Annotated in this window: 24 protein-coding genes; 11 read left to right on the forward strand and 13 right to left on the reverse strand. The window is 69.6% G+C overall.

Annotated features, from left to right (window positions below; all coding sequences use genetic code 11):
* The first annotated feature begins 12 nt into the window (after positions 1–12).
* Genes AC1DJH_RS16795 through gshB form a run of 4 tightly spaced genes read left to right on the forward strand, consistent with a single transcriptional unit; the run spans position 13 to position 5,710 of the window.
* Positions 13–888 carry a branched-chain amino acid ABC transporter permease gene (locus tag AC1DJH_RS16795; protein ID WP_472126078.1) on the forward strand — a complete coding sequence of 292 codons (876 nt, stop codon included), beginning with the start codon at positions 13–15 and terminating at the stop codon, positions 886–888.
* The gene (locus AC1DJH_RS16800) at positions 885–3,419 is read left to right on the forward strand and encodes a branched-chain amino acid ABC transporter ATP-binding protein/permease (RefSeq protein ID WP_478186438.1); all 2,535 of its coding nucleotides are present in this window, start codon (positions 885–887) and stop codon (positions 3,417–3,419) included. The genes AC1DJH_RS16795 and AC1DJH_RS16800 overlap by 4 nt, the downstream gene beginning before the upstream one ends.
* 60 nt (positions 3,420–3,479) lie before the next feature.
* Positions 3,480–4,760 (forward strand): benzoate/H(+) symporter BenE family transporter, encoded by a 1,281-nt coding sequence (locus AC1DJH_RS16805; RefSeq protein ID WP_478186439.1) that lies wholly within the window; start codon positions 3,480–3,482, stop codon positions 4,758–4,760.
* Complete coding sequence (gene gshB, locus AC1DJH_RS16810; protein WP_478186440.1) at positions 4,760–5,710, forward strand: glutathione synthase; 951 nt, start codon at positions 4,760–4,762, stop codon at positions 5,708–5,710. Before AC1DJH_RS16805 ends, gshB begins: the two co-directional genes overlap by 1 nt.
* A 17-nt stretch (positions 5,711–5,727) precedes the next feature.
* On the opposite strand, the gene AC1DJH_RS16815 is transcribed toward gshB, so the two are convergent.
* From AC1DJH_RS16815 to AC1DJH_RS16830, 4 genes are all read right to left on the reverse strand, one after another.
* Positions 5,728–7,950 carry a TonB-dependent receptor gene (locus AC1DJH_RS16815; RefSeq protein WP_478186441.1) on the reverse strand — a complete coding sequence of 741 codons (2,223 nt, stop codon included), beginning with the start codon at positions 7,948–7,950 and terminating at the stop codon, positions 5,728–5,730.
* A 119-nt stretch (positions 7,951–8,069) separates the two neighbouring features.
* Positions 8,070–8,837, reverse strand: coding sequence for a class II glutamine amidotransferase (locus tag AC1DJH_RS16820; RefSeq protein WP_435487967.1), 768 nt, complete (start codon positions 8,835–8,837; stop codon positions 8,070–8,072).
* Positions 8,838–8,907: 70 nt separating this feature from the next.
* Positions 8,908–10,056, reverse strand: coding sequence for an ABC transporter substrate-binding protein (locus tag AC1DJH_RS16825; RefSeq protein ID WP_478186442.1), 1,149 nt, complete (start codon positions 10,054–10,056; stop codon positions 8,908–8,910).
* Positions 10,057–10,137: 81 nt separating this feature from the next.
* Complete coding sequence (locus tag AC1DJH_RS16830) at positions 10,138–11,649, reverse strand: DHA2 family efflux MFS transporter permease subunit (protein ID WP_478186443.1); 1,512 nt, start codon at positions 11,647–11,649, stop codon at positions 10,138–10,140.
* A gap of 122 nt (positions 11,650–11,771) precedes the next feature.
* Here AC1DJH_RS16830 and AC1DJH_RS16835 point away from each other — a divergent pair, with 122 nt between their 5' ends.
* Positions 11,772–13,160, forward strand: a complete 1,389-nt coding sequence (locus AC1DJH_RS16835) for a zinc-binding metallopeptidase family protein (RefSeq protein ID WP_478186444.1) — start codon at positions 11,772–11,774, stop codon at positions 13,158–13,160.
* Here AC1DJH_RS16835 and AC1DJH_RS16840 read toward each other — a convergent pair.
* Both AC1DJH_RS16840 and AC1DJH_RS16845 read right to left on the reverse strand, forming a co-directional pair.
* The gene (locus AC1DJH_RS16840) at positions 13,151–13,396 is read right to left on the reverse strand and encodes a cysteine-rich CWC family protein (RefSeq protein ID WP_478186445.1); all 246 of its coding nucleotides are present in this window, start codon (positions 13,394–13,396) and stop codon (positions 13,151–13,153) included. The genes AC1DJH_RS16835 and AC1DJH_RS16840 overlap by 10 nt on opposite strands.
* On the reverse strand, positions 13,393–14,655 hold the full coding sequence (locus AC1DJH_RS16845) for a 6-phosphofructokinase (RefSeq protein WP_478186446.1): 1,263 nt from the start codon (positions 14,653–14,655) through the stop codon (positions 13,393–13,395). The genes AC1DJH_RS16840 and AC1DJH_RS16845 overlap by 4 nt, the downstream gene beginning before the upstream one ends.
* Positions 14,656–14,800: 145 nt before the next feature.
* On the opposite strand from AC1DJH_RS16845, the gene AC1DJH_RS16850 reads away from it, so the two are divergent.
* Complete coding sequence (locus AC1DJH_RS16850; protein WP_478186447.1) at positions 14,801–15,694, forward strand: DUF4261 domain-containing protein; 894 nt, start codon at positions 14,801–14,803, stop codon at positions 15,692–15,694.
* A gap of 40 nt (positions 15,695–15,734) precedes the next feature.
* Here AC1DJH_RS16850 and AC1DJH_RS16855 read toward each other — a convergent pair whose 3' ends face one another.
* From AC1DJH_RS16855 to AC1DJH_RS16865, 3 genes are all read right to left on the reverse strand, one after another.
* Positions 15,735–16,538, reverse strand: a complete 804-nt coding sequence (locus tag AC1DJH_RS16855; protein WP_478186448.1) for an enoyl-CoA hydratase-related protein — start codon at positions 16,536–16,538, stop codon at positions 15,735–15,737.
* Positions 16,538–17,716, reverse strand: a complete 1,179-nt coding sequence (locus AC1DJH_RS16860) for an acetyl-CoA C-acetyltransferase (protein ID WP_478186449.1) — start codon at positions 17,714–17,716, stop codon at positions 16,538–16,540. Before AC1DJH_RS16860 ends, AC1DJH_RS16855 begins: the two co-directional genes overlap by 1 nt.
* Before the next feature lie 128 nt (positions 17,717–17,844).
* Entirely contained in the window at positions 17,845–18,198 is a 354-nt protein-coding gene (locus tag AC1DJH_RS16865) for a DUF2917 domain-containing protein (protein WP_478186450.1), read from the reverse strand.
* 82 nt (positions 18,199–18,280) lie between these two features.
* Here AC1DJH_RS16865 and AC1DJH_RS16870 point away from each other — a divergent pair, with 82 nt between their 5' ends.
* Positions 18,281–19,207: a LysR substrate-binding domain-containing protein gene (locus tag AC1DJH_RS16870; protein ID WP_478186451.1), complete on the forward strand. Its 927-nt coding sequence runs from the start codon at positions 18,281–18,283 to the stop codon at positions 19,205–19,207.
* A gap of 34 nt (positions 19,208–19,241) precedes the next feature.
* On the opposite strand, the gene AC1DJH_RS16875 is transcribed toward AC1DJH_RS16870, so the two are convergent.
* The gene (locus AC1DJH_RS16875; RefSeq protein ID WP_435438993.1) at positions 19,242–19,820 is read right to left on the reverse strand and encodes a fasciclin domain-containing protein; all 579 of its coding nucleotides are present in this window, start codon (positions 19,818–19,820) and stop codon (positions 19,242–19,244) included.
* Positions 19,821–19,856: 36 nt separating this feature from the next.
* Between AC1DJH_RS16875 and AC1DJH_RS16880 the strand changes: the two genes are divergently transcribed.
* The 3 genes from AC1DJH_RS16880 (at position 19,857) to AC1DJH_RS16890 (ending at position 21,218) form a co-directional block, all read left to right on the forward strand.
* Complete coding sequence (locus AC1DJH_RS16880; protein WP_478186452.1) at positions 19,857–20,096, forward strand: hypothetical protein; 240 nt, start codon at positions 19,857–19,859, stop codon at positions 20,094–20,096.
* A gap of 137 nt (positions 20,097–20,233) precedes the next feature.
* A complete protein-coding gene (locus tag AC1DJH_RS16885) occupies positions 20,234–20,452 on the forward strand; it encodes a hypothetical protein (RefSeq protein ID WP_478186453.1) in 219 nt (72 codons plus the stop codon).
* 4 nt (positions 20,453–20,456) lie between these two features.
* Positions 20,457–21,218 carry a hypothetical protein gene (locus AC1DJH_RS16890; RefSeq protein ID WP_478186454.1) on the forward strand — a complete coding sequence of 254 codons (762 nt, stop codon included), beginning with the start codon at positions 20,457–20,459 and terminating at the stop codon, positions 21,216–21,218.
* Between the two features lie 5 nt (positions 21,219–21,223).
* Here AC1DJH_RS16890 and AC1DJH_RS16895 read toward each other — a convergent pair whose 3' ends face one another.
* Both AC1DJH_RS16895 and AC1DJH_RS16900 read right to left on the reverse strand, forming a co-directional pair.
* Positions 21,224–22,549, reverse strand: coding sequence for an MFS transporter (locus AC1DJH_RS16895; RefSeq protein ID WP_478186455.1), 1,326 nt, complete (start codon positions 22,547–22,549; stop codon positions 21,224–21,226).
* A 139-nt stretch (positions 22,550–22,688) separates the two neighbouring features.
* Complete coding sequence (locus tag AC1DJH_RS16900) at positions 22,689–24,863, reverse strand: malate synthase G (RefSeq protein WP_478186456.1); 2,175 nt, start codon at positions 24,861–24,863, stop codon at positions 22,689–22,691.
* A gap of 206 nt (positions 24,864–25,069) precedes the next feature.
* On the opposite strand from AC1DJH_RS16900, the gene hisC reads away from it, so the two are divergent.
* A complete protein-coding gene (gene hisC, locus AC1DJH_RS16905) occupies positions 25,070–26,056 on the forward strand; it encodes a histidinol-phosphate transaminase (protein WP_478186457.1) in 987 nt (328 codons plus the stop codon).
* 144 nt (positions 26,057–26,200) lie between these two features.
* Here the strand turns inward: hisC and AC1DJH_RS16910 are convergent, their stop codons facing one another.
* On the reverse strand, positions 26,201–26,941 hold the full coding sequence (locus AC1DJH_RS16910; protein ID WP_478186458.1) for an IclR family transcriptional regulator: 741 nt from the start codon (positions 26,939–26,941) through the stop codon (positions 26,201–26,203).
* Positions 26,942–26,958: the final 17 nt, after the last annotated feature.

Here is a 26,958-nt window from a genome sequence, read left to right on the forward strand (position 1 = left end):
GGGCTGCGCGCAATGCTGCTTTCCGCATGGATCAGCGGGTTGGGGCTGGGGAGCATGTACGGGCTGATCGCCCTGGGCTTCTACGTCACCTACGCCGTTTCGGGCACCGTCAACTTCGCGCAGGGCAGCGCGATGATGCTGGGCGCGGTCTTCACTTTCTGGTTCGCGCAGACCCTGGGCTGGCCGATGCCGCTGGCCATCGCGCTGGCGCTCGTGCTGTGTGGCGTGTACGGGCTGGTGGTCGAGTTCGTGGCGGTGCGTCCGTTCGCGAGCCGCGGCTCCGAAGCCTGGCTGATGGCCACGGTGGCGCTGGGCATCGTGGTCGACAACCTCGTGATGTTCACCTTCGGCAAGGAGCCGCGCAGCCTGCCGTCGCCGCTGGCGGTCACGCCGCTGCAGGTGGGCGACGTGGGGCTGGGCGTGTACCCGCTGCAGTTGCTCATTCCCGTGGCGGGCCTGGCGCTGGCCGCGGCGCTGCACATCGTGGCGCGGCGCACGCGCTGGGGCGTGGGCATGCTGGCCGTGGTGCAGAACCCGGCCGCCGCGCGGCTCATGGGCATTCCGATCCGGCGCGCGGTGGCCGCGGCCTTTGCGCTGTCGGCCGTGTTCGCGGGCGTGGCGGGCGTGCTGATCGCGCCGCTGTTCAACGTGCAGGCGGACATGGGCACGCTGTTCGGCCTGAAGGCCTTCGCGGTCGCGATCCTGGGCGGCATCACCAGCGCATGGGGCGTGATGGGCGCGGGGCTGCTGTTCGGCCTGGCCGAAGCGCTGATCACCGCCACGCTGGGTTCGGGCTACACGCAGATCCTGACCTTCGCCCTGGTGATCGTGGTGCTCGCGCTGCGGCCCCAGGGGCTGTTCGGCCGTGCGGCGGTGAAGAAGGTATGAGCGCCGCTCCTGGCATTTTGGGCATGCGCTGGCCCGCGCTGTTCGTGCTCGTGTCGGCAATGGCCGTGGGCGTGGCGCTCGCGGCCACGGTCAACGGCTACTACGTGTTCGTGCTCGCCAATGTGGCGCTGTTCGCGATCGTCGGCATCGGGCTCAACGTGCTGCTCGGGCTCACGGGGCAGATGTCGTTCGGGCATGTGGGCTTCTATGCGATCGGCGCGTACGCCGTCGCCATTCTCACGAGCAAGGCCGGCTGGAGCTTCTGGGCCGCATGGCCGGTGGGCGCGCTCGTCGCGGGCGCCATGGGTGCGCTGCTCGCGCTGCCCGCGTTGCGCGCCAAGGGGCCGTACCTCGCGATGATCACCATCGCCTTCGGCTTCATCGTGGAGCACGCGATCGTCGAGGCGCGCGACCTCACGGGCGGGCAGAACGGCATCATGGGCATTGCGGGTCCTACGCTCTTCGGGCTGGCGCAGGGCGAGCGCGCGGCGGCCATGCTGGCGGTGCTCACGGCAGGCGTGGCGCTCGTGGCCTTCGCGCTGCTGTCGCGCGGCGGCTGGGGCGCTGCAATGCGCGCGGTGCGCGACAGCGAGACGGCGGCCGAGTCGATCGGGCTCGATCCGCTGCGCATCAAGACCGTGGCCTTCGCGCTGTCGGCGCTGTGCGCGGGCGCGGCGGGCGGGCTGTTCGCGCCGCTGTCGGGCTTCGTCACGCCGCACACCTTCGGCTTCGGGCAGTCGATTCTGTTCGTGCTGGTCGTGATGATCGGCGGCGCGGGCTCGGTGGCCGGGCCGGTGGTCGGCGCGCTCGTGGTGGCGCTGCTGCCCGAGGTGCTCGCGAGCCTGGAGGAATACCGGCTGCTGTTCTTCGGCCTGCTGCTGCTGGTCGTGCTGTGGGCGGCGCCGGACGGTGCGGCCGGGCTGTGGCGGCGTGTGATGGCCCCCGTGCTTGCGCGCTTCGCCAGGCAGCCGGCGCCGCTGCCATTGTGCGCGGATGCCACGGGCCTGCCGCCCCGCGCGCCTGGCGCATCGGGCGCACCGATCCGCACCGAAGGCCTCACGATGCAGTTCGGCGGCGTGCGCGCCGTGAGCGACCTGGCCTTCGGCACGCACGCGGGCGGCATCACCAGCCTGATCGGCCCGAACGGCGCGGGCAAGACCACGGTGCTGAACATGCTGAGCGGCTTCTACAGGCCCACGGGTGGCGGCTTCCGCCTGGGCGAGGCGCCGCTGCAGGGCCTGCGCGCCTTCCGCATCGCACGCGCCGGCGTGGCGCGCACCTACCAGACCTCGCAGCTGTTCGGCAGCCTGAGCGTGGAAGACAACGTGGCGCTCGCACTGGGGCGCGGCACGCTCGGGCCCTTGCTGGGCGCGCGGCGCTACCGCTCGGCCGCGGCGCGCGCGCAGGCGCGGCAGCTGCTGGCCTTCTGTGGCTACGCGGGTTCGCCCGACACGCCGGCCGCCGACCTCGCGCACGTCGACCGCCGCCTTGTCGAGATCGCACGCGCCCTGGCCACCTCGCCGCAGGCGCTGCTGCTCGACGAGCCCGCGGCCGGCCTCTCGCGCGAAGACAAGACGCAGCTTGCCGCACTGCTGCAGCGCATCGCGGCGGCCGGCATCGGCGTGCTGCTGGTCGAGCACGACATGGAACTGGTCATGGGCATCTCCGACCACCTCGTGGTGCTCGACGCGGGGCAACGGCTGGCGGTGGGGGATGTCGCGGCCATCCAGGCCGACCCGGCGGTGCGCAAGGCGTACCTGGGCGAGGCGATGACGGCCGGCGCGTCCCCGAAGGCGCCGCGCCCCGCCTTGCCGGCGGACGCGCCCGAGGTGCTGGGCATCGGCGCGCTGGTGGCCGGCTACGGCGCCGAGCCGGTGCTGCACGGCATCGACCTGCGCGTGCGGCGCGGCGAACTGGTGGCACTGCTGGGCGCCAACGGCGCGGGCAAGTCCACCCTGATGCGCTCGCTGGCCGGGCTGCACCGGCCGGTGCAAGGCGGCATCCACCTCGAAGGCGCGGAACTGGCGGGCCTGCCCGCCGAGCGCATCGTGGCGCGCGGGCTGGTGCTGGTGCCCGAAGGCCGGCAGGTGTTCCCCGAGCTCAGCGTGCGCGACAACATCCGCCTGGGCGCGTTTCTCGACGGGCGCGACATCGACGCGCGCACCGAGGCCATGCTGGTGCGCTTCCCGCGCCTGCGCGAGCGGCTGCACCAGCGTGCGGGGCTGCTGTCGGGCGGCGAGCAGCAGATGCTGGCCATCGCGCGCGGGCTGATGTCGCAGCCGCGCGTGCTGCTGCTCGACGAGCCCTCGCTCGGGCTGGCGCCGAAGATCATCTCGGAGCTGTTCGAGGCGCTCGACACCTTGCGTGCCGAAGGGCTCACCGTGCTGCTGGTCGACCAGATGGCCGCGCTCGCGCTGGCGCTGTGCGACCGGGCCTATGTGATGGAAGGCGGGCGCATCGTGGCGCAGGGCAGCGCGGCGGACATCGCGGCAGACGGCGCCTTGGCCAAGGCCTACCTGGGCGCGGCCTGAGGCTATGAAACCCTGAAGCCGCCGTGCCGGCGCCCCCCGGCGCGGCGGCACAATCGCGCGATGCGATTTTTCAAGGACCTGAGCCTTTCGGCTTTCACCGCGGGCTTCGTCGCCGTGCTCGTGGGCTTCACCAGCTCGGTGGCCATCGTGTTCCAGGCCGCCCAGGCTTTCGGCGCCACGCCGGAAATGGCGGCCTCGTGGATGTGGGCGCTGGGCATCGGCATGGGCCTGGCCTCGGCGCTGCCCTCGCTGTGGTGGCGCCAGCCCGTCATGATCGCCTGGAGCACGCCCGGCGCGGCCGTGCTGGCGGTGGCGGGCATGGGCTACAGCATGAACGAGGCGGTCGGCGCCTTCATCGTCTGCGCCGTGCTGATGGCGCTGGCGGGCGCCACCGGCTGGTTCGAGCGCGTCATGAACAAGATCCCGATGGCCATCGCGTCCGCGTTGCTCGCCGGCGTGCTGGCGCGCTTCGGCCTCGGCGCCTTCATCGCTGCGCAAACGGCGCTGCCGCTGGTGCTGCTGATGCTCGGCACCTACCTCGTCGCCAAGCGGCTGCTGCCGCGCTACGCGGTGCCGCTCACGCTGCTGATGGCCATCGTGTTCGTCGCGGCCCGCGGCCAGCTGGCGTGGTCGGCGGTGCATTTCTCGCTCACCTGGCCGGTGTTCACGATGCCGGTCTTCAGCTGGCAGGCCATCGTCAGCCTGGCGCTGCCGCTGTTCGTGGTGACCATGGCCTCGCAGAACCTGCCGGGCGTGGCCGCCATCCGCGCGGCGGGCTACGGCGGGCTGCCGGTCAGCAAGCTCATCACCATCAGCGGGCTGACCACGCTGGTGCTGGCGCCGTTCGGCGCCTTCGCGCTGAACCTGAGCGCCATCACCGCGGCCATCTGCATGGGCCGCGAGGCGCACGAAGACCCGGCGCGGCGCTACACGGCCGCCGTGAGCTGCGGTGCGATCTACGTGGTGATCGGCCTGTTCGGCGCAGCCGTCACCGGGCTGCTGACGGCCTTTCCCAAAGAGCTGGTCGCGGCCATCGCCGGACTGGCGCTGCTGGGCACCATCGGCGGCGGCCTGGCGGCTGCGGTGCGCGACGAGTCGCACCGCGAGGCGGCGCTGATCACCTTCCTGGTCACGCTCTCGGGCGTGACGCTGGCGGGCATCGGCTCGGCCTTCTGGGGCGTGGTGGCCGGGGCGGTGGCGCTGGCGGTGCAGCAGATCGGCCGGTCGCCAAGCTCGAAAGCCTTTGAAAAGGCCCCGCCCGGCAAGGAGATCGCGCCTTCCGGCAACATCGCGCCCGACATCCCTGAGGCTGCCGCTCCCGGCGCCGGAAAGAACATCTGATGAAAAACATCCTCTTCGTCGCCGATCCGCTCGACCAGTTCAAGATCTACAAGGACACGACCTTCTCGATGATGCGCGAGGCCCAGCGCCGCGGCCACCGCATCGCCGCCTGCCTGCCGCAGGACATCCAGTGGAAGTCGGGCGGGCTGGTCACGGCCGTGGTGCAGCAGATCACGCTGACCGGGGATGCGAAAGACTGGTACACGGTCGATATCACCGAAAGCAAGGCGCTGAAGGACTTCGACGCCGTGCTGATGCGCAAGGACCCGCCCTTCGACGCCGAGTACATCTATTCGACGCACCTGCTGCAGCAGGCCGAGCGCGAGGGTGCGCAGGTGGTCAACTCGCCGCGCGCGCTGCGCGACCACCCCGAGAAGCTCGCGATCATGGAGTTTCCGCAGTTCGTCACGCCCACCCTGGTCACGCGCAGCGCGCAGGCCGTGCGCGACTTCCATGCGGAGCACGGCGACATCATCCTGAAGCCGCTCGACGGCATGGGCGGCATGGGCATCTTCCGCGTGAAGCAGGACGCGCTGAACCTGGGCTCCATCGTCGAGACGCTCAACAAGGACGGCGCCGAGACGATCATGGTGCAGCGCTTCGTGCCCGAGGTGGTGCAGGGCGACAAGCGCATTTTGATCATCGCGGGCGAGCCGGCGCCCTTCGTGCTGGCGCGCATTCCGCAGGGCACCGAGGTGCGCGGCAACCTGGCGGCCGGCGGCAAGGGCGTGGCGCAGCCGCTGACCGCGCGCAACCGCGAGATCGCCGAGGCCATCGGCAGCGTGCTGGCGCCGCGCGGACTGCTCCTGATCGGGCTGGACGTGATCGGCGACTCGGTCACCGAGATCAACGTGACCAGCCCGACCTGCTTTCAGGAAATCACCGAACAGACGGGCTTCGACGTGCCGAAGATGTTCATCGACGCGCTGGAGGCGCACCTCGCGCGGTAGCGCGAGGGCGCCGGCGGTCAGAAGTCGATCGTGCCGCTCACTGCAAAGGTTCGCGGCGCGCCCAGCACCAGGTAGTTGGATCCCTGCGTGCCGCCCACCGACGCCCAGTACGACTTGTTGAACAGGTTGTCGATGCGCGCACGCAGCGTGAGCGCGCGGCCGTTGCCCAGGTTGACCAGGTAGCGCGCGCCGATGTCAAAGCGCGTCCACGACGGCACCGACTGCGTATTGGTGGCATTGGCGTACTGCTTGGAGGTGTAGAGCACGCGAGCGTTCAGCGACAGGTTGCGCAGGCCGGGCACGTCCCATTCGGCGCCCAGGTTGGCCTGCTGCCTGGCCACGCCGATGGCGTCCAGGCCGTCGGTGGCACCGCCTTGCGTCTGCTTCTGCTTGGCGTCGAGCAGCGTCAGGCCGCCGAGCAGGCGCAGGCCCTTGGCGGGCTGGCCGAACACCGAGAACTCCAGGCCCTGGTTGCGCTGCTTGCCGTAGAGGCCGTAGGTCTGCCCCGAGTAGGCGTAGGTGGGCTGGTCGGTGGTGAAGAACGCGGCGCTGGCGCCGAGCGTGCCGCCGTCGTACTTGACGCCGACTTCCTTCTGCTTGGCCTGGTACGGCGCGAAGATCTCGCCGCTGTTGGTGACCGGGCGGTTGTTCACCGTGCCGGGCGCCACGTTGCCCTTGACCAGGCCTTCGATGTAGTTGGCGTAGGCCGACACGGTCGGCGTGATCTTGAACACGATGCCGGCCACCGGCGTGGTCTTGCTCTTGTCGTAGGTGCTCGTCTGCTGGAGCGTGGTGTAGGCGAAGCTGGTCTGCTCGATGGTCTGGCGGCGCGCGCCGAGCGTGACGAGCAGGCGGTCGTCCATGAAGGCCATGGTGTCGGCGACGGCCACGCTGGAGGTGTCGATCTTGTCGGTCAGGCGCGGGTCTGCCAGCGTGTTGCCGACGAAGCCGCCCGCGCCGTTGGCGATCGGATAGATCGAGGCATACGGCGCGTAGATGTTGTTGCGCACGCTGCCCGACGAGATGGCGTAGGCGTTGTCGCGGTCGTTGCTGTACTTGGCCACCGAGGCCACCACGGTGTGCTTCACGGGGCCGGTGGCGAAGGTGCCGCGCACGCCGAGTTCCGCCGTGCCGATGCGGTCCTTGCGGGTGTTGCTGAAGCGCGTGTTGCTGGTGTCGCCGAAGGCGTTGGTGAGCGTCGGGTTCGACAGCACGTTGTCTTCGTCGCTGCGGCGCACGCCGCCGGCGGCCCAGGCCGTGATGTTGTCGGTGATGTCGACTTCGCCGCGGAAGGTGGCGAACTTGTCCTTTTCCTTGGAATAGGTCCAGGGCTGGGCGAAGTTGGCGCGGGCGTCGGGCGCGCGCGGGATCGGCAGCGTGGAAGATGGCGTGACGCTGGGGCGGCCGTCCTTCAGGTCGAAGTCCTGGTAGCCGAAGTCGGCCGACAGGCGCACGTTGCGGTTGTGCCAGTCGAGGCCCACGCCGAAGGCGCTGACCTGCTGGCTCTCGTTCTTGATGCCCGTGCCGCCGTCGCGGCGCACCGCGTTCACGCGCACGCCCAGGCTGTCGTCGGGACCGAAGCGGCGAGCCAGGTCGAGGTTGACGAAGCCCTGGCCGCCGGTCTGCACGCCGAAGCCCACGCGCGTGAGCGGTTCGTTGGGCGCGCGCTTGGGCAGCAGGTTGATCGCACCGCCGATGCCGCTGCCGCCGGGGGCCGCGCCGTTCAGGAAGGTGTTGGCGCCGCGGAACACTTCCACGCGCTCGAAGAATTCGGAGGCGATGTACTGGCGCGGCAGCATGCCGTAGAGGCCGTTGTAGGAGACGTCGTCCGAGTACACGGGGAAGCCGCGCACCACGTACAGCTCCTGGAAGTTGCCGAAGCCGCGGGCCTGGCGCACCGACGGGTCGTTCAGCAGCACGTCGGCCACGCTCTTGGCCTGCTGGTCCTGGATCAGTTCGTTGGTGTAGTTGGTGCTGGAAAACGGCGCGCTCATCATGTCCTGGTTGCCCAGGATGCCGACGCGCCCGCCGCGCGCCACCTGCCCGCCCGCATAGGGCTTGGTGAGGCCTTCGGCCGAGGCGTCGGCGCTGGCTTCCACGTTCACCGTAGACAGCGTGCCGCTCGACGCCGCCGCAGCAGCGGGTTCGGCCGCGGGGGTCTGGGCCTGTGCTGCCACGGCGTTGAGCGCGAGCAGCGACGCGACCACGGTCGGCCGGAAATAGAACGAAGGAGTGGGCATGGGCGGATCGAAAGATGCAAATGAGAACCGTTATTGTTCCTATGTTTGCACCTGCCCACCGATACTTTCATGCACTGTTGCTAAAAAGTGTCAGGCTAAAGGCCGCACTTTGTCTGCAATCAGACCCCCGACAACCGCCCGTCCACGAACACATGCAGCTCGCCCGGTGCGAACTGCGTCCACGTCTCGTTGGTGGTGAGCGGCGCGGTCACCACCACGGCCACGCGGTCGGTGGGCGTGGTGTGCTGCGCGAAGTCGATCGCCAGGTCTTCGTCCGACAGCTGCGCCGTCACGAAGGGGTGCTGGCGCTCCACGTACCAGAGGTTGGTGGAGGCATGCGCCCACAGCGCTTGGCCGTTGGACAGCATGAAGTTGAAGGTGCCGTGGCTTGCGAGCTGCGGCGCCAGTTCGCGCAGCGTCAGCGTGAGCTCCTCGATGCTCGGCACGCCGGCGTGCGACTTGGCCAGCTCCTGCATCAGCCAGCAGAAGGCGTGTTCGCTGTCGGTGTTGCCCACCGGGTGGAAGTTGCCGTGCAGGCGCGGGCGAAAGTCCTTCAGGTCGCCGTTGTGGGCGAACACCCAGTAGCGCCCCCACAGCTCGCGCACGAAGGGGTGGCAGTTCTGCAGGTTCACCTCGCCCTGCGTCGCCTTGCGGATGTGCGCGATGACGTTGCGGCTCTGTATGGGGTAGCGGCGAATGAGCTCCGCCACCGGCGATTCGCACGCCGGCTGGTGGTCCACGAAGTGGCGCAGCCCCAGGTCCTCGAAGAACGCGATGCCCCAGCCGTCTGCATGGTGGTCGGTGCGGCCGCCGCGCTGCGCGAACCCCGTGAAGCTGAAGGTCACGTCGGTCGGCGTGTTGCAGTTCATCCCTAGCAATTGGCACATGGCAGTGATTAGACCGCGATTCGCGCCGGCCCCTGCACGCCGGGCGACTTGCCCGACCATCCGGTTGCCGCTAGCGGATGAATTTGCCTTCCTTGGTCACCCGCACCATCTCGATGAAGCGCGAACCCGTGTTGCTCGTGCCGGTGAAGTCGATCTCCATGCCGCCGATGCGCAGCTTCATCGCCTTCAGCGCGGTGTGCAGCCTGGCCCGCGTCAGGTCGCGGCCGGTGCGGCGCAGGCCCTCGATCATGACCAGCGCATTCACATAGCCCTCGTAGGCCAGGTAGCCGATGTCCACCTTGGCGCGTTCGGCCAGCTGGCGGAACTCGCGCGCGGCCGTGTCGACCTCGCTCCACGGGTAGGGCACGATCTGCGAAATGGCGAGCCCGCTGGTCTTGTCGCCCACGAGCTTGGCCGTGACGTCGCCCGGCACGATCGACATGCCGTAGTACATCTGGCGCCCGCCGGCCGCCCAGGCCGCCTTCATCACCTCGCCGCCGATGCCGCCGCCCAGGTACATGATCACGGCCTGCGCCTTGCTGTCGGCAAGCGCCTTGCCCGATGCCTCGTTGCCCGTGCCGTCGCCCTTGACCGCCACGGCGGCCTCCGGCTTCAGCTTGAGCGTGGCCAGCGCGGCTTCGACCAGCTGGGCCACTTCCGCGCCGCCGGGGTTGTCCAGGTACGCCACGCCGATGCGCGTCACGCCGATGGTGGTCAGGTGCTGCACCAGCGCCTGGGCCTCGCGGGCGAAGGTGGCGCGCACGAAGTACCCGGCGCCGCCCATCTTTTCGCGGGCCGAGTCCGACACCGCATAGCCGCCCACCGTCGGCGCGCCGCTCTGGTTCACCACCTTGGCGCCCGCGGCCGTGGTGCCCGAGCCCACGCAGCCGAAGAAGGCGAAGACGCGGTGCTCCGCCAGCAGCTTCTCGTAGTTGGCGAGGGCCTTCTCGGGCTTGAGTTCGTCGTCGAGCGAAACCACCTTGATCTTGCGGCCCGACAGCCCGCCCTGTGCATTGACCGCATCGAAGGCCAGCCCGGCCCCCGCCATCACCACCTTGACCGGCACGCCCAGCGGACCGCTCAGGATGCCGGTGTGGCCCAGCACGATGTCGGTGTCGGTGACACCGTTTTCCGCGGCGAAGGCGGACGAAAGAGGGGCAAGAGGGCCAAAGACGGCCCCGGCCGCGGCCGAGGCGGCGATGAAATTTCTGCGGTGCATGGGAACCCGATTGCGATCTGGACCATTTGGATACAACTGATAACAATTGAATGCCAAAGTCCCGCCATCCGTCGCCGGGGTTTACCCCGTGTTGCGTACAGGCCCACCGGCCGGTGTGGCGCCCGTGCGCAACTGCCAGGCGGCGCAGATGGCCAGCGCGCACAGCCCGGCCAGCATCGCGAACACCTCGTCGAAGGCCGCCAGCCGCGCCGGGCTGGTCATGGGGTTGGCCAGCGAATCGCCGTGCGCCGCCAGCCGCCACTCGAGCACGATGGCGCACAGGCTCACGCCGGCCGCGCCGCCCAGCATGCGCACGAAGTTGATGGCGCTCGCGCCCTGCGGAATCAGCGGCTTGGCCAGCGGGCGCATCGAGCCCAGGTTGAGCGAGGGCAGGATGAAGCCCAGCCCGATGCGCCCGACGACCGCGAAGACCACCAGCAGCCACAGCGCGCTGTCCAGCCGCAGCACGATCATCAGCGCGAACGACGCGGCCAGCAGCGCCAGGCCGATGGTCACCAGCAGCCAGGTCGGGTGCCGGTCGGCCAGCCGGCCCACGCCGGCGATGGTCAGCGCCAGCACCAGGCCTGCCGGCAGCAGGATCGTGCCCACGTGCGATGCAGACAGCTGCAGCCCCAGTTGCATGTACACCGGCAGCAGGTAGGTCGAGCCGAACAGCGCCGTGCCGTAGATGAAGGCCACCACGCCGCCCATGGCGAACTGCCGGTACTGGAACAGCGCCAGGTTCATCAGCGGCGTGCCGCCCGAGGCCGCCAGCCGCCGCTGCCACCACACGAACGCGGCGAACCCCGCCAGCGCGCCCGCCAGCAGCAGCGCGGCCTGCAGCGGCGAGTCGCCGCGCAGCGCCACCAGCCCGTGCAGCAGGCACAGCGTGCCTACCGTGCCCAGCGCCAGCCCGCGCGCGTCCAGCCCGCTGCCGCGCACCGCGGCCACGCCGCCGGGCGCCGTCTTCGGCACGAACTTGTAGGCCAGCCAGATCGAGGCCAGGCAGAACGGCACCACCATGAAGAAGATCGAGCGCCAGCCGAACAGGTCGACCAGCACCCCGCCGATGCTCGGCCCGATGGCCGGCGCCAGCACCACGCCCATGCCGAAGATGCCGCTCGCGCGCCCCTGCTCGTGCGGCTCGAAGGCGCGCAGGATGATGATGGCCGGAATGGGCTGCACCACGCCCGCCGCCAGCCCTTCGGCCACGCGCGCGAACAGCACCAGCGAGAAGTTGTTGGCCAGTCCGCCCACGATGCCGCCCAGCAGCAACAGCAACATGGTGCCGACGTAGGTGCGCCGGTAGCCGTAGCGCGACAGCAGCCACGGCGTGGTGAGCATCGACACCGTCATCGCCACCATGAAGCCCGAACTCACCCACTGCGCGCGCTCCTGGCCGAGCGAGAAGTGGTAGCTCATGCCGGGGATCGCCACGTTGACGATGGTCGAGGACATGATCGACGCCATCGTCCCCACCATCACAGACAGCAGCAGGTACCAGCGGTAGCGCTCGCCGTAGCGTTCGCGCAGGGTGCCGATGGACGGTGGGGCCGGCGCGGTCGCGGCTTCGGAAGGCTGTGGGGAGGTCATGGGGCGGCGGATGGTGTGGGGGTCCGTCGTCCTACAAGCATATCGGCGATTGCATGGCGAAGGGCGCGGCGGGCAATTGCACAATGCAGCGGCTGCGCCCTCCGCGTCAAGACCGACACCCCATGAATTCCCCCGTGAACGAACAAGCCGCCCCTGCACAAGACCTGGCGCCACAGTCCGAAGGCGCGACCACGCTCGCCACCGAACTGGCCGCACCCACCGTCAGCCGCTCTTACCGCTGCCAGTGCGGGCGCCCCGTGTTCCTGCGCAACAGCCAGTGCCTGGCCTGCCGCACGCCGCTCGGCTACGTGGCCGACCGCCTCGGCGTCATGCCGTTGGCACCGGCGCAGGGCGAGGGCGCGCCGCCCGACACCTTCACCGTGTTCGGCGACCCGCAGGGCCCCGTCTACCGCCGCTGCGCCAACCTCATGACCCCCGCGGCCTGCAGCTGGATGGTGCCCGCCGCGCGCGACGGCGATGCGCTGCCGGTCGACGTGCACGGCCTCGCGCCGGGCTATTGCCTGGCCTGCAGCGTGACGCGCACCATTCCCGACCTCTCGCAGGAGGCCAACGGCGTCTTCTGGGGCAAGCTCGAACAGGCCAAGCGCCGGCTCATCTCGCAGCTGCTGGCGCTCGGCCTGCCGGTGGTGAGCCGCCACGCCGACCCGGTGCACGGCCTGGCCTTCGACTTCCTGAGCAACATGCCCGGCGGCCCGCACGTGATGACGGGCCACGACGACGGCGTGATCACGCTGAACGCCGAGGAGGCCGAAGACGCGGTGCGCGAGCGCATCCGCGCCGAGATGCGCGAGCCCTACCGCACGCTGCTGGGCCACTTCCGCCACGAGATCGGCCACTACTACTGGGACCTGCTGGTGCTGCCCACGCCGTGGATCGACGACTTCCGCGCGCTCTTCGGCGACGACCGCGCCGACTACGCGGCCGCGCTGCAGGTGCACTACGACCAGGGCCCGCCGCCCGACTGGGCCGACCGCTTCGTGAGCAGCTACGCCAGCACGCACCCGTGGGAAGACTGGGCCGAGACCTGGGCCCACTACCTGCACATGGCAGACACGGCCGACACCGCGATGAGCTTCGGCGTCGACGCCTCCAACGTCGAGCTGACCAGCGACCTCTTCACCGTCGAAGACCTGTGGCAGCCCGACCATGCCGACGCGGGGAAGTTTCTCGATTTCATCAACGGCTGGGTCAAGCTCACCAACGTGCTCAACGAGCTGTCGCGCAGCATGGGCCAGCCCGACTACTACCCCTTCGTGCTGCCGCGCGCGGCGGTGGGCAAGCTGCAGTTCATCCACCGCGTGGTGACCGAGCAGCGGCCGGGCAGCGCGCCGACGATGGTGGTGGCCAGCGAGGTGACCGCGGCACCCGCGCTCGATGCCGTGGCGCCCATGCAGTCGCCATCGCAGGGCCAGTCGCAAAGCCAATCGCAGTCGCAATCACAGTCGCAGTCGCAGACGCAGACCCAGCCGCAGGATCTCGTTCAGTCCTGAGGCGCGGGCGCGTCCGTCGCGTCCATTGCACCCCTTGCGCAGCGCGCGCAGATGCATGCCAGGCCGCGCATGTCGGCCGGCAGGTTCGTCAGCGGCGCGTTGCTGAAGTCCACCTGCATGCACCAGCACGCGGGCTGCACCTGGCCGGTCTCGCGCTCGATCTCCATCGCGCAGCGGTTCGGGGCGCCGCACAGCGGGCAGCGCGTGGCGTCGATGACCGCTGCAGTGGGGGTCATGCGATCTCGAAGGCCTGCAGCTTCTTCGCCACCGCGACGTTCTTCAGCGTCACGTACACCGGCAGGCCGCCGCTGTAGGCCGGGTAATCCTCGCCCTCGATCAGCGGCAGCAGGTAGCGCCTGCATTTCTCGGTGATGCCGTAGCCGTCGTCCGAGATGAAATCGCGCGGCATCGGCTTCTCGACGTTGGCGACCGACTCGAGCGGCGCGCTGCCCAGGCGGTAGGCGTAGGGCACGTCGGACGTGCGCTCGATGGTCGGCATCACCGCGTTGCGGCCTTCCAGCGCGAGTTCGACCGCGCGCTGGCCCAGCTCGTAGGCCTGTTTCACGTCGGTGGCCGAGGCGATGTGCCGTGCCGCGCGCTGCAGGTAGTCGGCCACGGCCCAGTGGAACTTGTGGCCCAGCGCGTCCTTCACCATCTGCGCCACCACCGGCGCCGCGCCGCCGAGCTGCGCATGGCCGAAGGCGTCGCGCGTGCCCTGCTCGGCCAGGAAGGTGCCGTCGGGGTGGTGGCAGCCTTCGGACACCACCACCGAGCAGTAGCCGTGCTGCTTCACCAGTTCGTCGACGCGCGCGATGAAGCGCGCCTTGTCGAACTCGATCTCCGGGAACAGCACCACCACCGGAATGCCCTGGTCTGCCGCCAGCCCGCCGGCCGCGGCGATCCACCCCGCATGCCGGCCCATCACCTCGAGCACGAACACCTTGGTGGAGGTGGCCGCCATCGAGCGCACGTCGAACGAGGCCTCGATGGTGGACACCGCCACATACTTCGCGACCGAGCCGAAGCCCGGGCAGCAGTCGGTCAGGGGCAGGTCGTTGTCGATGGTCTTGGGCACATGGATGGCCTGCAGCGCATAGCCCATCGACTGCGACAGCTGGCTCACCTTGAAGCAGGTGTCGGCCGAGTCGCCGCCGCCGTTGTAGAAGAAGTAGCCGATGCCGTGCGCCTTGAACACCTCGATGAGCCGTTCGTACTCGCGCCGGTTCTTCTCCAGCGACTTGAGCTTGTAGCGGCACGAGCCGAAAGCACCCGAAGGCGTGGAGCGCAACGCCGCAATGGCCTCGGCCGATTCGGCGCCGGTGTCGATCAGCTCCTCGGTCAGCGCGCCGATGATGCCGTTGCGTCCGGCGTAGAGCTTGCCGATGCGCTGAGGGTGCTGGCGTACCGTTTCGATCACACCGCAGGCCGACGCGTTGATGACCGAGGTGACACCGCCCGACTGGGCGTAGAAGGCATTGGTGAGGTCGTTGGGCATGGAGATCCTTCGCGCGCAGGGAGGGCCATTCTGGCGCAATCGCCGTCCGCAGGCCAATGGCCGGGCCGGCGATCCGGGCGCGATTACAGTTCTTTTCCTTGTGCGCCGTGCACCGGTGCTGCAGAGCAATCCAAGGAGTCCTCGAGTGAGCATCTTTTCCCGTTTCTTCGGCCGCAAGGACGAGCCGGCCGACGCTGGCGCGCTGGTGGCGAACCCCGATCTGGAAGATCCCGTCGCGCTGACGGTCCTGTTCCCCGATTCGCAGAAGATCGACATCGCCGCGCTCGGCCAGGCGCTGCGCGCCTACCACCGGTCGACCGGCGACGCGCGTTGCGAGATCTCGCCCGACCCGGGCGCCTTCATCGCGCTGGTGGGCTGGCGAAAGCACGTGGTGCGGCTGGTCGGCTTCGATGCGCCGATGCCGGCCGACGCGCTCGAGCCCTGCGTCGCGCCGGCGCACTACCCGCAGGAACTCAAGGCGCAGGTGCGTGCCCACCGCGGCCACGTGATCCTCTACTACGCCGGGCGCGAGGCCTCGGTGCTCGAGCAGTACGTGGCGCTGGCCACCGTGGCCGGCGCGCTGGCCCGCCTCGGTGCGCTGGCGGTGGTGAACGAGGCGGCCCGCACCTCGATGCCGGCGGGCGTGTTCGACGCCGAGGTCGAGGGGGACCGCATCGAGCTGCTGCGCGAGCTCGACCTGCCCGCGCTGTACTGCGGCTTCGTCAAGTACGAGGTCGAAGGCGTCCAGGGCGTGTGGATGCGCACCCATGGCGCCGACCGCTTCGGCCATCCCGACTTCGCCGTGCTGGCCGAAGGCCATCACGAGGGCGAGACGTACTTCCAGCTGTTCGGCAATGTCCTGCGCTACCTGGTCGACAGCGGCGCGGACATGGGGCCGGGCCACACCATGCAGGTGGGCGAAGACCGCTTCATGCGGGTGCGCGCACCGGCCGCGACCGAGTACTTTCTCGACGGCCCCGGCACGGTGATGGTGGCCGAGCTGATCGGTGCCGACGAGATCGCGCAGCGGTCTCATTGACACGCCCCCGGGCTCACAGGCGCACGGTGGGGCCTGCCGTTCAGCGGCTCGGGAACTCGGGGGCGCGCTTCTGCAGGAAGGCGCTCACGCCTTCGCGGAAGCTGGGTCCGTCGATCAGCACGCGCTGGCGCTCGCTTTCGTAGTGCAGCTGTTCCTTGAGCGTGTGGCGCTCGGCGGCCTCGAAGGCTTCGCGCGCCTCGACCACCGCGTGCGCGGGCAGCCGTGCCAGGCGCTGCGCGATGGCGCGTGCTTCGTCCATCAGTTGCTCGTCGTCGGCGCAGGCCCAGATCAGGCCCCATTGCACCGCGCGCCCCGCGCTCAGGCGCTCGTCGAGCAGTGCCATGCCCATCGCGCGCGCCTTGCCGGCGAGGCGCGGAATGGCCCAGGTGCAGCCCAGGTCCGGCACGATGCCCAGCTTGGGCAGGAAGGGCAGGTAGAAGTAGGCGCTGCGCGCCGCAATGGTCACGTCGGCCGCCAGCGCCAGGCCCACGCCCGCACCCGCCGCCGGTCCGTTCACCGCGGCCACCACCGGCACGGGCAGCGTGCGCAGCGTTTCGATGAGCGGGTTGCTCAACGCCTGCATCGCCTCGGCGGTCTGCGTGCCGAGCGACTTGCCGGCCTCGCCCGGCGCCATCGCACTCAGGTCCGCGCCCACGCAGAAGGCCTTGCCCGCGCCCGTGAGGATCACGGCGCGCACCGCGCGGTCGTCGCGGATGCGCTCCAGCGCGTCGCGCAGTTCGACCTGCAGCTCGCGCGCGATCGGGTTGAGCTTGGCGGGCAGGTTCAGCGTGAGCGTCGCGATGCCGTCGGTCAGGTCGTACAGGATGAATTGCGGCTCGGCCATCACAGCCTCTCGACGATGGTCACGTTGGCCATGCCGCCGCCTTCGCACATGGTCTGCAGGCCGTAGCGCTTGCCGCGCTGGCCGAGCGCATGGATCAGCGTGGTCATCAGCTTGGTGCCCGAGGCGCCCAGCGGATGGCCCAGCGCGATGGCGCCGCCGTTCACGTTCAGCCGCGCCGGGTCGGCATCGAGCGCCTGCAGCCAGGCGATGGGCACGGGCGCGAAGGCCTCGTTCACTTCGTACAGGTCGATGTCGGCGATGTTCATGCCGGCCTTCTTCAGCGCGCGCTGCGTGGCGGGCAGCGGTGCCTCCAGCATGATCACCGGGTCGTGCCCCATCACGCTCATGTGGTGGATGCGCGCCAGCGGCTTCACGCCCAGTGCCTTCAGGCCGCGCTCGTTGACCACCAGCACGCCGCTGGCGCCGTCGCAGATCTGGCTGGCGGTGGCGGCGGTGCAGCGCCCGCCCTCGGCGATGAGCTTCACGCCCGCAATGCCTTCCAGCGTGGCCTCGAAGCGGATGCCTTCGTCCACCAGGTGCTGTTCGCCGGTGCTGGTTCCGTCGGCCGAGAGGATCTCGATCGGCACGATCTCGTCGGTGAACGCGCCCGCGCGGCTCGCGGCAATGGCGCGCCGGTGGCTTTCGAAGGCGTAGCGGTCCAGCGCGTCTTTCTCGATGCCGTAGTTGCGCGCGATCATCTCCGCGCCGGTGAACTGGCTGAACTCCACGCCGGGATAGCGCGCCTTCATCGCCGGGCTCATGTAGGTGCCCAGGCCCGCCTTGGCCGGCAGCGCATTGGGCGTGAACATGGGCACGCGCGTCATGCTCTCGACGCCGCCCGCGATCACCGCGTCCATCGCGCCCGACATCACGGCCTGCGCCGCGAAGTGCAGCGCCTGCTGCGACGAGCCGCACTGCCGGTCGACCGAGGTGCCCGGCACCGACTCGGGCAGCTTCGACGCCAGCACCGCATTGCGCGCGATGTTGGTCGCCTGTTCGCCCACCTGGCTCACGCAGCCCAGGATCACGTCCTCCACCGCCGCGGGGTCGATGCCGCTGCGCGCCACCAGCGCGTCGATCACCTGCGCCGCCAGGTCGGCCGGGTGCCAGCCCGCGAGCTTGCCGCCGCGCCGGCCGCCGGCCGTGCGTGCCGCGGCCACGATGTATGCCTCTGCCATGTTCAAGTCCTTCAGGTAACGGGAATGCGGGGTGCCCCAAGGCAGGAAGGCCGCCCGTCACAGACGACGGCGGCCTTCGAAGCGCAGTGACCCATGGGCATCGATGGTTCGATGCCCATGGGGTCCGGTCAAGCCGGGGACAACCCGTGGGACAGGAGTCGCCAAGGCGACCGCGCCGGCGTGCGCCGCGTCAGGGGGATCGCGGCGGCTTGCGCGTCCGACACGGTGATGCACGACGCCTCCAGCGCGGAGACCAGCACGCGCCGGTGGTCGGTGCTTTCGAAGCGCTCGCCGGGTGCGAGCACGATGTCGCGCGGGTCGCGGTCCAGCGTCACCCAGACCGAGCCGCTGCGGCATTCGATGCCCACGCCGGCGCCGTCGGGCACGGCGAAGACGGCGCGGTGCGGCAGGCTGACGTGGAAGCGGGAGGCGTCCGAAGACGGATAGGACAAGGGGTAGGAAGAAAGGCGGGCGGTGCTCATGGCAAGCTCCATTGCATTCGTGATACGAATGAATATAGTGAGCCGAGCTTGCCTTTACACACGGTCATTCGGAACTTGTTGCATGCATCCAGAGAATGCGAAAGCCTCCACCGCCGAACTGCCGCCGCTCGAGTTGCTGCGCAGTTTCGAGGCGGCCGCGCGCCGGTTGAGCTTCACGCTGGCGGCCGGCGAACTGCACCTGACGCAATCGGCCGTGAGCCGGCAGATCCAGCAGCTGGAAGCCAGCCTGGGCGTGCCGCTGTTCGAGCGCCGGCACCGCGCGCTTGCGCTCACCGAGGCCGGCGGCGTGCTGCAGCGCGCCGTCACCGACAGCCTGGAGCGGCTGCGCGACGCCACCGCACGCGTGCGCGCGGCCTCCGCGCCGCGCCAGGTCGCGATCACCACCACGCCGGGCTTCGCGTCGCTGTGGCTCATTCCGCGTCTTGCGCGCTTCACCGGCAACCACCCGCAGGTCGACGTGCGCGTGTCGGCCACGCTGGACGTGCTCGACATGGAGCGCAGCCGCATCGACGTCGCGGTGCGGCTCATGCCCGTCGGCAAGGGGGTGGGGCCGGCGCTGTTCGAGGAGTCGGTGGTGCCGCTGTGTTCGCCCGCGCTGGCCGATGCCTTGCGCGTGCCTGCCGACCTGGCCACGCTCACGCTGCTGACGGTCGACTATCCCGACCACAGCGAGGCGCCCCTGGCCGACTGGGAGCCCTGGCTCAAGGTGATGGGGCTGGAAGACCTGCGCATGAAGAGCACGTTGCGCTTCACGCAGTACGCCGATGCGGTGGCCGCCGCGGTGGCGGGGCAGGGCGTGGTGATCGGGCGCCTGCCCTTGCTGCGTGAACTGCTGCGCGAGGGCCGGCTGGTGGCGCCGCTGGGCGAGCAGGCCGTGTCGCGGCGCGGCTACTTCGTGGAAACAGCAAAGCGCGCCGCAGGCAACCGCGACGCGCTCGAGTTCGCGCAGTGGCTGCGCGACGAGGCAGAGGCTGCGCAGCAAACCTGAAGGCCCGCCGCGCCGGTGCCTCGCCGGGAAAGAATCAACCCGGCAGCAGCACCTTGTTCACGACGTGGATCACGCCGTTCGACTGGTACACGTTGGCGATGGTCACCATCGCCGTGCCGCCCTTGGCGTCGGTCACCAGCACGTTGCCGCCGCTCATCGTGGCGGTCAGCGTGCCGCCGCTGGCGGTCTTCAGCACGGCCTTGCCGCCGCCTGCGTTGATGGCGCTCATCAGGGCGGGGCCGTCCATCTTGCCGGGCACCACGTGGTACGTCAGCACCTTGGTCAGCGTGGCCTTGTTCTCGGGCTTGAGCAGCGTGTCGACGGTGCCGGCCGGCAGTGCGGCGAAGGCCGCGTTGGTCGGTGCGAACACGGTGAACGGGCCGGGGCTCTTGAGCGTGTCGACCAGGCCGGCGGCCTTCACTGCAGCCACCAGCGTGGTGTGGTCCTTCGAGTTCACGGCGTTGTCGACGATGTCCTTCGTCGGGTACATCGCGGCGCCGCCGACCATCGGGTTCGACGTCATGCCGGTGCTGCCGCTGCCGCTCATGCCCATGCCGCCCGCGCAAGCGCCGAGCAAGACCGAAACGCCGACTGCAATCATGAGTTTTTTCATTGGAGGCTCCTGGAAAGAATGGTTCTTGAGGTGTCTGTGGAAACCGCCAACAGCTCGGAGGCGCGATGCGCTTGGATCGAATACGGGGGCGCTTGGCGTTTGGATTCGCAGCCGGTTTCAGATTTGTTGCGCGTCGGCTTTGCGCCACAGCCGCGCAGGGCGCGCTTGCGCATCGCGCGCGTGCTCGCCAGAATCCGCCCTTCGTTTTTCAGCAACAGTTTCTTTTCACCGCGCCTGGTGACGATCGACCTCCCGGGCGCTCAACGCAATCAATGAACCGTTTCCTGAACACCTGACCCGCACACCGACCGCCCCGGCCGGATGTGCACCCATGCATCCGCCCGAGGCCCTGACGACAAAGGCCCCGCGCAGCCATTCGCCGGGGCTTTCTTGTTTCTGGAGTGTGCGCACATATGAGTGCTCAACGAAGGGCCCGCGACGACGACAAGCGTCTGGGCCGGTTTTACTTTTCGGTGCCCATGGCGGCACCGCGCAATCCCGTGGTGGCCGCGATGGCCCGGGGCGAATCCAGCCAGGGCGCTGGCCGCCACCTGCGCACGCACCGCGCGGAGCGGCGTGCGCAGAAGGTGGCGCTGCAGAAGGCGGCGCGCAGCCTGCACGCGGAGGACTGACGGCATGCGTGAAGACATGGACAAGGTCATCGTCGAGCGGCCGCGCCGCGGCGGCGGCGTGCAGGGCGACGGACGCCAGTGGCGCAACAGCAAGGAACGGGGCTCGCACCTGGGCATGACGCGGGGCTACAGCCATCCGAAAGGGCTCAACGAAAACCTCGCGCCGCTCAGGCGCTGGCTGCACAAGCAGGTGCACCGGCCGTGGGACAAGGTGTATGCCGAACTGTGCAGCGGCATCGACCGGCGCAGCACGGTGCAGGCGCACATCTTCGAGCACATCGACGACTTCGTCGAACGCAGGGCGGTGCTTCGTGACGGCCAGGTGTGGGTGCGCTCACGCCAGTGGAGCGACGTTGCTCGTGTGCCGCTGAGCGATGCCTCGCGCGTCGAGCTGTTCGTGCATCCGGCTACCGGCATCCTGCTGCCCAACCGGCTGCGACTCAAGGCGCGGCAGCGGGCGGTCGGGCAGGGCAAGACGCAGGCCGTGGATCGCCTCGTCGTCGACGCCTTGACCGAGTGGCATCGCGTCGACGGTTGCTGGTTCGAGGTTCGCCTGGCGCCGTTTCCCCCCAGCGGGGACGGTACCGACGACGACAAGCGCTTCGACGTGATGCGCGGCTGCCTCGTGACGCGGCACGGCGTGTGCCACGTCATGGCCGGCATGTCGCACCGGCCGGTGAGCTATGCGCGCGCGTTCGTCTACGCCGTGGGCAAGCGCCAGCTCAACCGCCGCGAAGTGCGTGCGCGGCTGGGTGACAGGCAGTGAAGGCGCTAGGCGGCCGGCGCCGATGCGGTGTCCGGCGAGCGCGGCAGCAGAAAGAACGCGACGGTGCCTGCGGCCAGCATGCCCGCCACCGTGAGGAACACCGCGCGGAAGGGCTCCGCGCCGTGGTCCACGGCCCACGACGCAGCCACACCGGTGGTCCATTGCATGAGCGACACGCCGAGGAACATGGCCATGTTCATCAGCGCCAGGGCGCGTCCCGTCATGGCCGCGGGGTAGGCGTTCTTGGTGTACGCGTACTGCAGCACGCTGTAGCCGGAGAGCAGGCCGTAGACGATCGGCAGGCCGATGTCGATCGCGCTCGAATGCGTGAACGCCATGGCCGCGAACATCAATGCGCCGGCGAGCGCGCAGCCCATCATCCAGCGGGCGCGCCGTGCGCCGCCCGGGTCCATGCGCCCGAACAGCGCCGGGCTGATCATGCCGGCGACCGTCATCACCAGCGCCACGTTGCCGCTGGCGACCAGCGACAGGCCGTGGCGATCGTGCAGCACCGGCCCGAGCCACAGGCCGCGCAGCGTGATGAACGCCGCGTACGACACGCAGGCGAAGCACACGAGGCCGAGCGTGTGGGGCATGGCGAACAGCGGCAGCAGTTCGCGCACCGCCTTGCCCAGCGACTTGCGTTCGGCCGGTGCAGCCTGTGGATCCGCGTGGTCCGCCTGGTCAGACGCACGCGCAGGTTCGCGCACGCGCCAGAAGATGACCAGCCACGAGAGCACCGCGAAGCCGGCCAGCACCGCATAGCCTGCGCGCCATGACGCCGCCTCGATCAGCAAGGCCAGCGGCGTGCCGGTGAACACGATGCCCAGGCCGGCCATGCTCATCACAAGCCCCGACATGGCGGTGAAGCGCGAGGCATCGAAGTGCCGCGCGATGAACACCGTGCACGCCAGGAAGGCCGGCGCGCAGCCGATGCCGATCAGCGCCTGCCCCAGCAGCAGCGCGTGGTAGTTCGGCGCCACCGCGCACAGCGCGGCGCCGGCGACGGCCAACGGGAAGGCGGTGAGCACGGTGCGGCGCACGCCGAACATGTCGATCGACACGCCCATCGCGAGTTGCATGATGCCGAAGGCGAAGTGAAAGGTGCCCGCCCACATGCCGAGTTGCTGCGGCGTGAGTCCGAAGTAGCCGGTGAGCGGCGTGGCCATCATGGCGCCGACCGTGCGGAAGGCCTGGCTCAGCGCAAAGGCCGAGGCCAGCGCGACCAGCATGGCGGCTGCCGAAGACGACCAACGGGGACGGGGAGGAGGCGATGCCTGCGCGGCATGGCCGGGGCGCGGCGGGGGCGGCGGGGCCGCGTTCGTGTTCATCGAGAGGGGAGGGCGCTGGAAGAAGAGAGAGCGGCATGGATGCTAATGGCATGCCGCCCTTCATGCAGAACGGCGCCCAGGGGCGCCGTTCGTTCGCTTCGTTCGCTCCAGCCCGGCGGGGTGCCGGGCAGGGAAAGGATCAGGCCTCGCCCTTGACCTTCAGGCGCCACGCATGCAGCAGCGGCTCGGTGTAGCCGCTCGGCTGCTCGATGCCCTTGAAGACCAGGTCCTGCGCCGCCTTGTAGGCCGCCGAGGTATCGAAGTGCCCGGCCATCGGCAGGTACTGCGCGTCGCCCGCGTTCTGTTCGTCCACCACCTTGGCCATGCGCTGGAAGGTCTCGTCGACCTGCGCCTTGGTCACCACGCCGTGCAGCAGCCAGTTGGCGATGTGCTGGCTCGAGATGCGCAGCGTGGCGCGGTCTTCCATCAGGCCCACGTTGTGGATGTCGGGCACCTTGGAGCAGCCCACGCCCTGGTCGATCCAGCGCACCACGTAGCCCAGGATGCCCTGCACGTTGTTGTCGATTTCCTGCTGGCGCTCTTCGGCCGTCCACTTGGCCTCGGCCGCGATGGGCACCTGCAGCAGCGCGTTCAGGATGTTGTCGCGCTCTGCGTCGGCGTCGATCTTTTCCAGCTCCTGCTGCACCGCGGTCACGCTCACCTGGTGGTAGTGCAGCGCATGCAGCGTGGCGGCGGTGGGCGAGGGCACCCAGGCGGTGTTGGCGCCGGCCTTGGGGTGGGCGATTTTCTGCTCGAGCATCGCGGCCATCAGGTCGGGCATGGCCCACATGCCCTTGCCGATCTGCGCCTTGCCGCGCAGGCCGCACGACAGGCCCACCAGCACGTTGTTCTTTTCATAAGCGCCGATCCACGCGCTGGACTTCATGTCGCCCTTGCGGATCATCGGGCCGCCCTGCATGGCGGTGTGCATCTCGTCGCCGGTGCGGTCGAGGAAACCGGTGTTGATGAAGGCCACGCGCGCAGCCGCCTCGGCGATGCAGGCCTTCAGGTTGACGCTGGTGCGGCGCTCCTCGTCCATGATGCCGAGCTTCACGGTGTTGGCGGGCAGGCCGAGCAGTTGTTCGACGCGGCCGAACAGCTCGCTCGCGAAGGCCACTTCGGCCGGGCCGTGCATCTTGGGCTTGACGATGTAGATGCTGCCGGTGCGCGAGTTGCCCTTGCGCTTCAGGTCGATGGTGGCGATGGTGGTGGTGACCACGGCATCGAGGATGCCTTCGGGAATCTCCTTGCCGCCGGCGTACAGCACGGCCGGGTTGGTCATCAGGTGGCCCACATTGCGCAGGAACATGAGCGAGCGGCCGTGCAGCTTCACGGGCTGGCCGTTGGCGCCCGTGTATTCGCGGTCGGGGTTCAGGCCGCGCGTGAAGGTCTTGCCGCCCTTGGCGACTTCCTCGGTGAGCGAGCCTTCGACGATGCCCAGCCAGTTCGAGTACGCGACCACCTTGTCGGCCGCGTCGACCACGGCCACGGAGTCTTCCAGGTCGAGGATGGTCGAGAGCGCGGCTTCGAGGACCAGGTCGCTCACGCCGGCCGCGTCGGTCTTGCCGATGGCGGTGCTGCGGTCGATGCGGATGTCCAGGTGAATGCCGTTGTGCTTGAGCAGCACCGAAGACGGTGCGGCCGCATCGCCCTGGTAGCCGATGAATTGCGCGGGGTCGGCCAGGCCGGTGCTGCTGCTCTGCAGGGTGACGACGAGCTTGCCGTCCTTCACGCTGTAGCCGGTCGCCATCTTGTGCGAGCCGTTGGCCAGCGGTGCGGCCTGGTCGAGCACATCGCGCGCGAAGGCAATGACCTTGGCGCCGCGCACGGGGTTGTAGCCCTTGCCCTTTTCAGCGCCGTCGGTTTCGGGAATCGCGTCGGTGCCGTAGAGCGCGTCGTACAGCGAGCCCCAGCGCGCGTTGGCGGCGTTGAGCGCATAGCGCGCGTTCAGGATCGGCACCACCAGCTGCGGGCCGGCCTGCAGCGCGAGTTCGGAGTCGACGTTCTCGGTGGTGGCCTTGGCGCCCTTGGGGGCGGGCAGCAGGTAGCCGATCTGTTCGAGGAAGGCGCGGTACGCCGGCATGTCGCTGATCGGGCCGGGGTTCTTCTTGTGCCAGCCGTCGAGCTCGGCCTGCAGGCGGTCGCGCTCGGCCAGCAGGGCGATGTTCTTCGGAGCGAGGTCGCTCACGATGGCGTCGAAGCCCTTCCAGAACACGTCGCTGGCCACGCCGGTGGCGGGCAGGACCTTGTCTTCGATGAAGCGGTGGAGCTCGGTCGCGACCTGGAGTCCGTGGGCGGTGGTGCGGGCAGTCATGGGGGTTCTCCTTGAGAAAGATGCAGTCTTGGGTCGAACTTTATTCGATACTTTGCTGGCCAGTAAGAGCCGGCGGCGGGATTTATCTGTGACAAAAATGCATGTAATCGGCGGCGTGCGGCCCGGTGTGCAAAGGGTAGGCACTGACGGGCCGTCGGGATGCGCGGGATATATTTAACTTCTTAAATGAATCCGGATTCGCTCCCATGATCCCCACGATCCTCCTCGCCTCCAACGAAAACCCCCTCGGCATGCCCGAATCGGCCCGGCGCGCGGCCGCCGCGGCGCTCGAAGGCGCGGGCAACTATCCCGACAGCAACGGCACCGCGCTGAAGAACGCGCTCGCGGCCCGGCTCGATGTGCCGCCCGACTGGCTCACGCTGGGCAGCGGGTCGAGCGAGATCCTCGAGCTGGCGGCGCAGGTGAGTGTGAAGCCGGGCGAGGGCGTCGTCTATTCCCAGTACGGCTTCGTCGTCTATGCGCAGGCCGCGGCGCACGCCCATGCGCGCGCCACCGTCGTGCCGGCGCGCGCGTTCGGCCACGACCTGGGCGCCATGCGCGCCGCCATCGGCGACGACACGCGGCTGGTGTTCGTCGCCAACCCGAACAACCCGACCGGCACCTTCATCGACGCCGGGCCCCTGCTGGCCTTCCTGCAGTCGGTGCCGTCGCACGTGACGGTGCTGCTGGACGAGGCCTACACCGAATACCTGTCACCCGCGCAGCGCTACGACAGCATCGCGTGGGTGCGGCGCTTTCCGAACCTGATCGTGGCGCGCACCTTTTCCAAGGCCTTCGGCCTGGCCGGGCTGCGCATCGGCTACGGCGTGTCGCAGCCGCCGCTGGCCTTGCGCATGAACGCGCAGCGCCCGCGTTTCAACGTGACCACGCCGGCGCAGGCCGCGGCGGTGGCCGCGCTGGGCGATGCGGACTTTCTGGCGCGCACCTACGAACTCAACACCGCCGGACGCGACCAGCTTGCCGCGGGCTTCACCGAACGGGGCCTGGCGTACATCCCGTCGTCGGGCAACTTCCTGATGGTGCAGGTCGGCGATGCGCAGGCCGTGCACGCGCGGCTGCTGGCCGCGGGCATCGAGGTTTCGCTGCTCGGCCCCTACGGCCTGCCGGAGTGGCTGCGCGTGAGCGTCGGCCTGCCGGATCAGAACAAGGCTTTGCTCGCCGCGCTGCGCTGACCTTGTTTGTGTTTCTCCCTCCCCCGCTGGGGGAGGGTCGGGGTGGGGGCAAGCGGCGTATCAAAGATCAGCCGCTGCTTGAAGGCCGCGTGCCCCCATCCCAGCCTTCCCCCGGGAGGGGAAGGAGCAATACCGAAGACCGCGTCAGACCTGCCCGCCGAGTTCCTTCGCCGCGGCGCGCACGGGCTCGATGTGGCGCTCGTCGTAGCGGTGCGTGGGCATCGTCAGCGTGACGGCCGCGGCCAGGCTGCCGTCCGCATGGAACACCGGCGCCGAGATGCCGGCCAGCTCGGCCGTGCGGTCGCCCACCACTGCGCAGTAGCCGTGCGCGCGAATGCCGTCGTACAGCTTTCGCTCCTTCGCGCCGCGCGGCAGCTCGGCCTCGGGCCCGAAGGCGATCAGCACCCGCGCGCCCGCGCCACGGTCGTTGGGCAGCAGGTCGCCCACGCGCACGTGGTCGCGCACCACGTGCGACGAATCGACCCGGAACTGGCACAGCCGCGCCCAGCTGTCGCCCTGGACTTGCCGCACGTGGTACGCCGCGCTTTCGCCCGTGGCCGCGGCCAGCGCGCGCAGCACCGGCAGCACGATGCGGTCGAGCGATTGCGACGCCGCGTACAGCCCGTGCAACCGCGCGATCTCCATGCCCAGCGCATAGCGTCCGTCGTCCTGCCGGCGGATCAGCCGCGCGTGCTCCAGCGAGGCCAGCAGCCGCAGCACCGTGCTCTTGTAGAGCTGCGTGCGCTCGGCGAACTGCGCGAGCGACAGGGCCTCGTCGCCCGGCTGAAAAGCCGACAGCAGGCTCAGCGCGCGGTCGACCGCGGCGGCGCCGCCGGGGGCGGCATTGAGGTCGGACACCGACTCGGTCTGGGCTTTGCGGGGCATGGGTGGACTTGACAGTG

Source organism: Variovorax sp. 10N412 (assembly GCF_056394985.1).

Excerpts from the sequence above, each read along its gene's own strand:
- AC1DJH_RS16795 (WP_472126078.1), top strand. The coding sequence starts at position 13 with ATGCTGCTTTCCGCATGGATCAGCGGGTTGGGGCTGGGGAGCATGTAC.
- AC1DJH_RS16800 (WP_478186438.1), top strand. The coding sequence starts at position 885 with ATGAGCGCCGCTCCTGGCATTTTGGGCATGCGCTGGCCCGCGCTGTTC.
- AC1DJH_RS16805 (WP_478186439.1), top strand. The coding sequence starts at position 3,480 with ATGCGATTTTTCAAGGACCTGAGCCTTTCGGCTTTCACCGCGGGCTTC.
- gshB (WP_478186440.1), top strand. The coding sequence starts at position 4,760 with ATGAAAAACATCCTCTTCGTCGCCGATCCGCTCGACCAGTTCAAGATC.
- AC1DJH_RS16815 (WP_478186441.1), bottom strand. The coding sequence starts at position 7,950 with ATGCCCACTCCTTCGTTCTATTTCCGGCCGACCGTGGTCGCGTCGCTG.
- AC1DJH_RS16820 (WP_435487967.1), bottom strand. The coding sequence starts at position 8,837 with ATGTGCCAATTGCTAGGGATGAACTGCAACACGCCGACCGACGTGACC.
- AC1DJH_RS16825 (WP_478186442.1), bottom strand. The coding sequence starts at position 10,056 with ATGCACCGCAGAAATTTCATCGCCGCCTCGGCCGCGGCCGGGGCCGTC.
- AC1DJH_RS16830 (WP_478186443.1), bottom strand. The coding sequence starts at position 11,649 with ATGACCTCCCCACAGCCTTCCGAAGCCGCGACCGCGCCGGCCCCACCG.
- AC1DJH_RS16835 (WP_478186444.1), top strand. The coding sequence starts at position 11,772 with ATGAATTCCCCCGTGAACGAACAAGCCGCCCCTGCACAAGACCTGGCG.
- AC1DJH_RS16840 (WP_478186445.1), bottom strand. The coding sequence starts at position 13,396 with ATGACCCCCACTGCAGCGGTCATCGACGCCACGCGCTGCCCGCTGTGC.
- AC1DJH_RS16845 (WP_478186446.1), bottom strand. The coding sequence starts at position 14,655 with ATGCCCAACGACCTCACCAATGCCTTCTACGCCCAGTCGGGCGGTGTC.
- AC1DJH_RS16855 (WP_478186448.1), bottom strand. The coding sequence starts at position 16,538 with ATGGCCGAGCCGCAATTCATCCTGTACGACCTGACCGACGGCATCGCG.
- AC1DJH_RS16860 (WP_478186449.1), bottom strand. The coding sequence starts at position 17,716 with ATGGCAGAGGCATACATCGTGGCCGCGGCACGCACGGCCGGCGGCCGG.
- AC1DJH_RS16865 (WP_478186450.1), bottom strand. The coding sequence starts at position 18,198 with ATGAGCACCGCCCGCCTTTCTTCCTACCCCTTGTCCTATCCGTCTTCG.
- AC1DJH_RS16870 (WP_478186451.1), top strand. The coding sequence starts at position 18,281 with ATGCATCCAGAGAATGCGAAAGCCTCCACCGCCGAACTGCCGCCGCTC.
- AC1DJH_RS16875 (WP_435438993.1), bottom strand. The coding sequence starts at position 19,820 with ATGAAAAAACTCATGATTGCAGTCGGCGTTTCGGTCTTGCTCGGCGCT.
- AC1DJH_RS16885 (WP_478186453.1), top strand. The coding sequence starts at position 20,234 with ATGAGTGCTCAACGAAGGGCCCGCGACGACGACAAGCGTCTGGGCCGG.
- AC1DJH_RS16890 (WP_478186454.1), top strand. The coding sequence starts at position 20,457 with ATGCGTGAAGACATGGACAAGGTCATCGTCGAGCGGCCGCGCCGCGGC.
- AC1DJH_RS16895 (WP_478186455.1), bottom strand. The coding sequence starts at position 22,549 with ATGAACACGAACGCGGCCCCGCCGCCCCCGCCGCGCCCCGGCCATGCC.
- AC1DJH_RS16900 (WP_478186456.1), bottom strand. The coding sequence starts at position 24,863 with ATGACTGCCCGCACCACCGCCCACGGACTCCAGGTCGCGACCGAGCTC.
- hisC (WP_478186457.1), top strand. The coding sequence starts at position 25,070 with ATGATCCCCACGATCCTCCTCGCCTCCAACGAAAACCCCCTCGGCATG.
- AC1DJH_RS16910 (WP_478186458.1), bottom strand. The coding sequence starts at position 26,941 with ATGCCCCGCAAAGCCCAGACCGAGTCGGTGTCCGACCTCAATGCCGCC.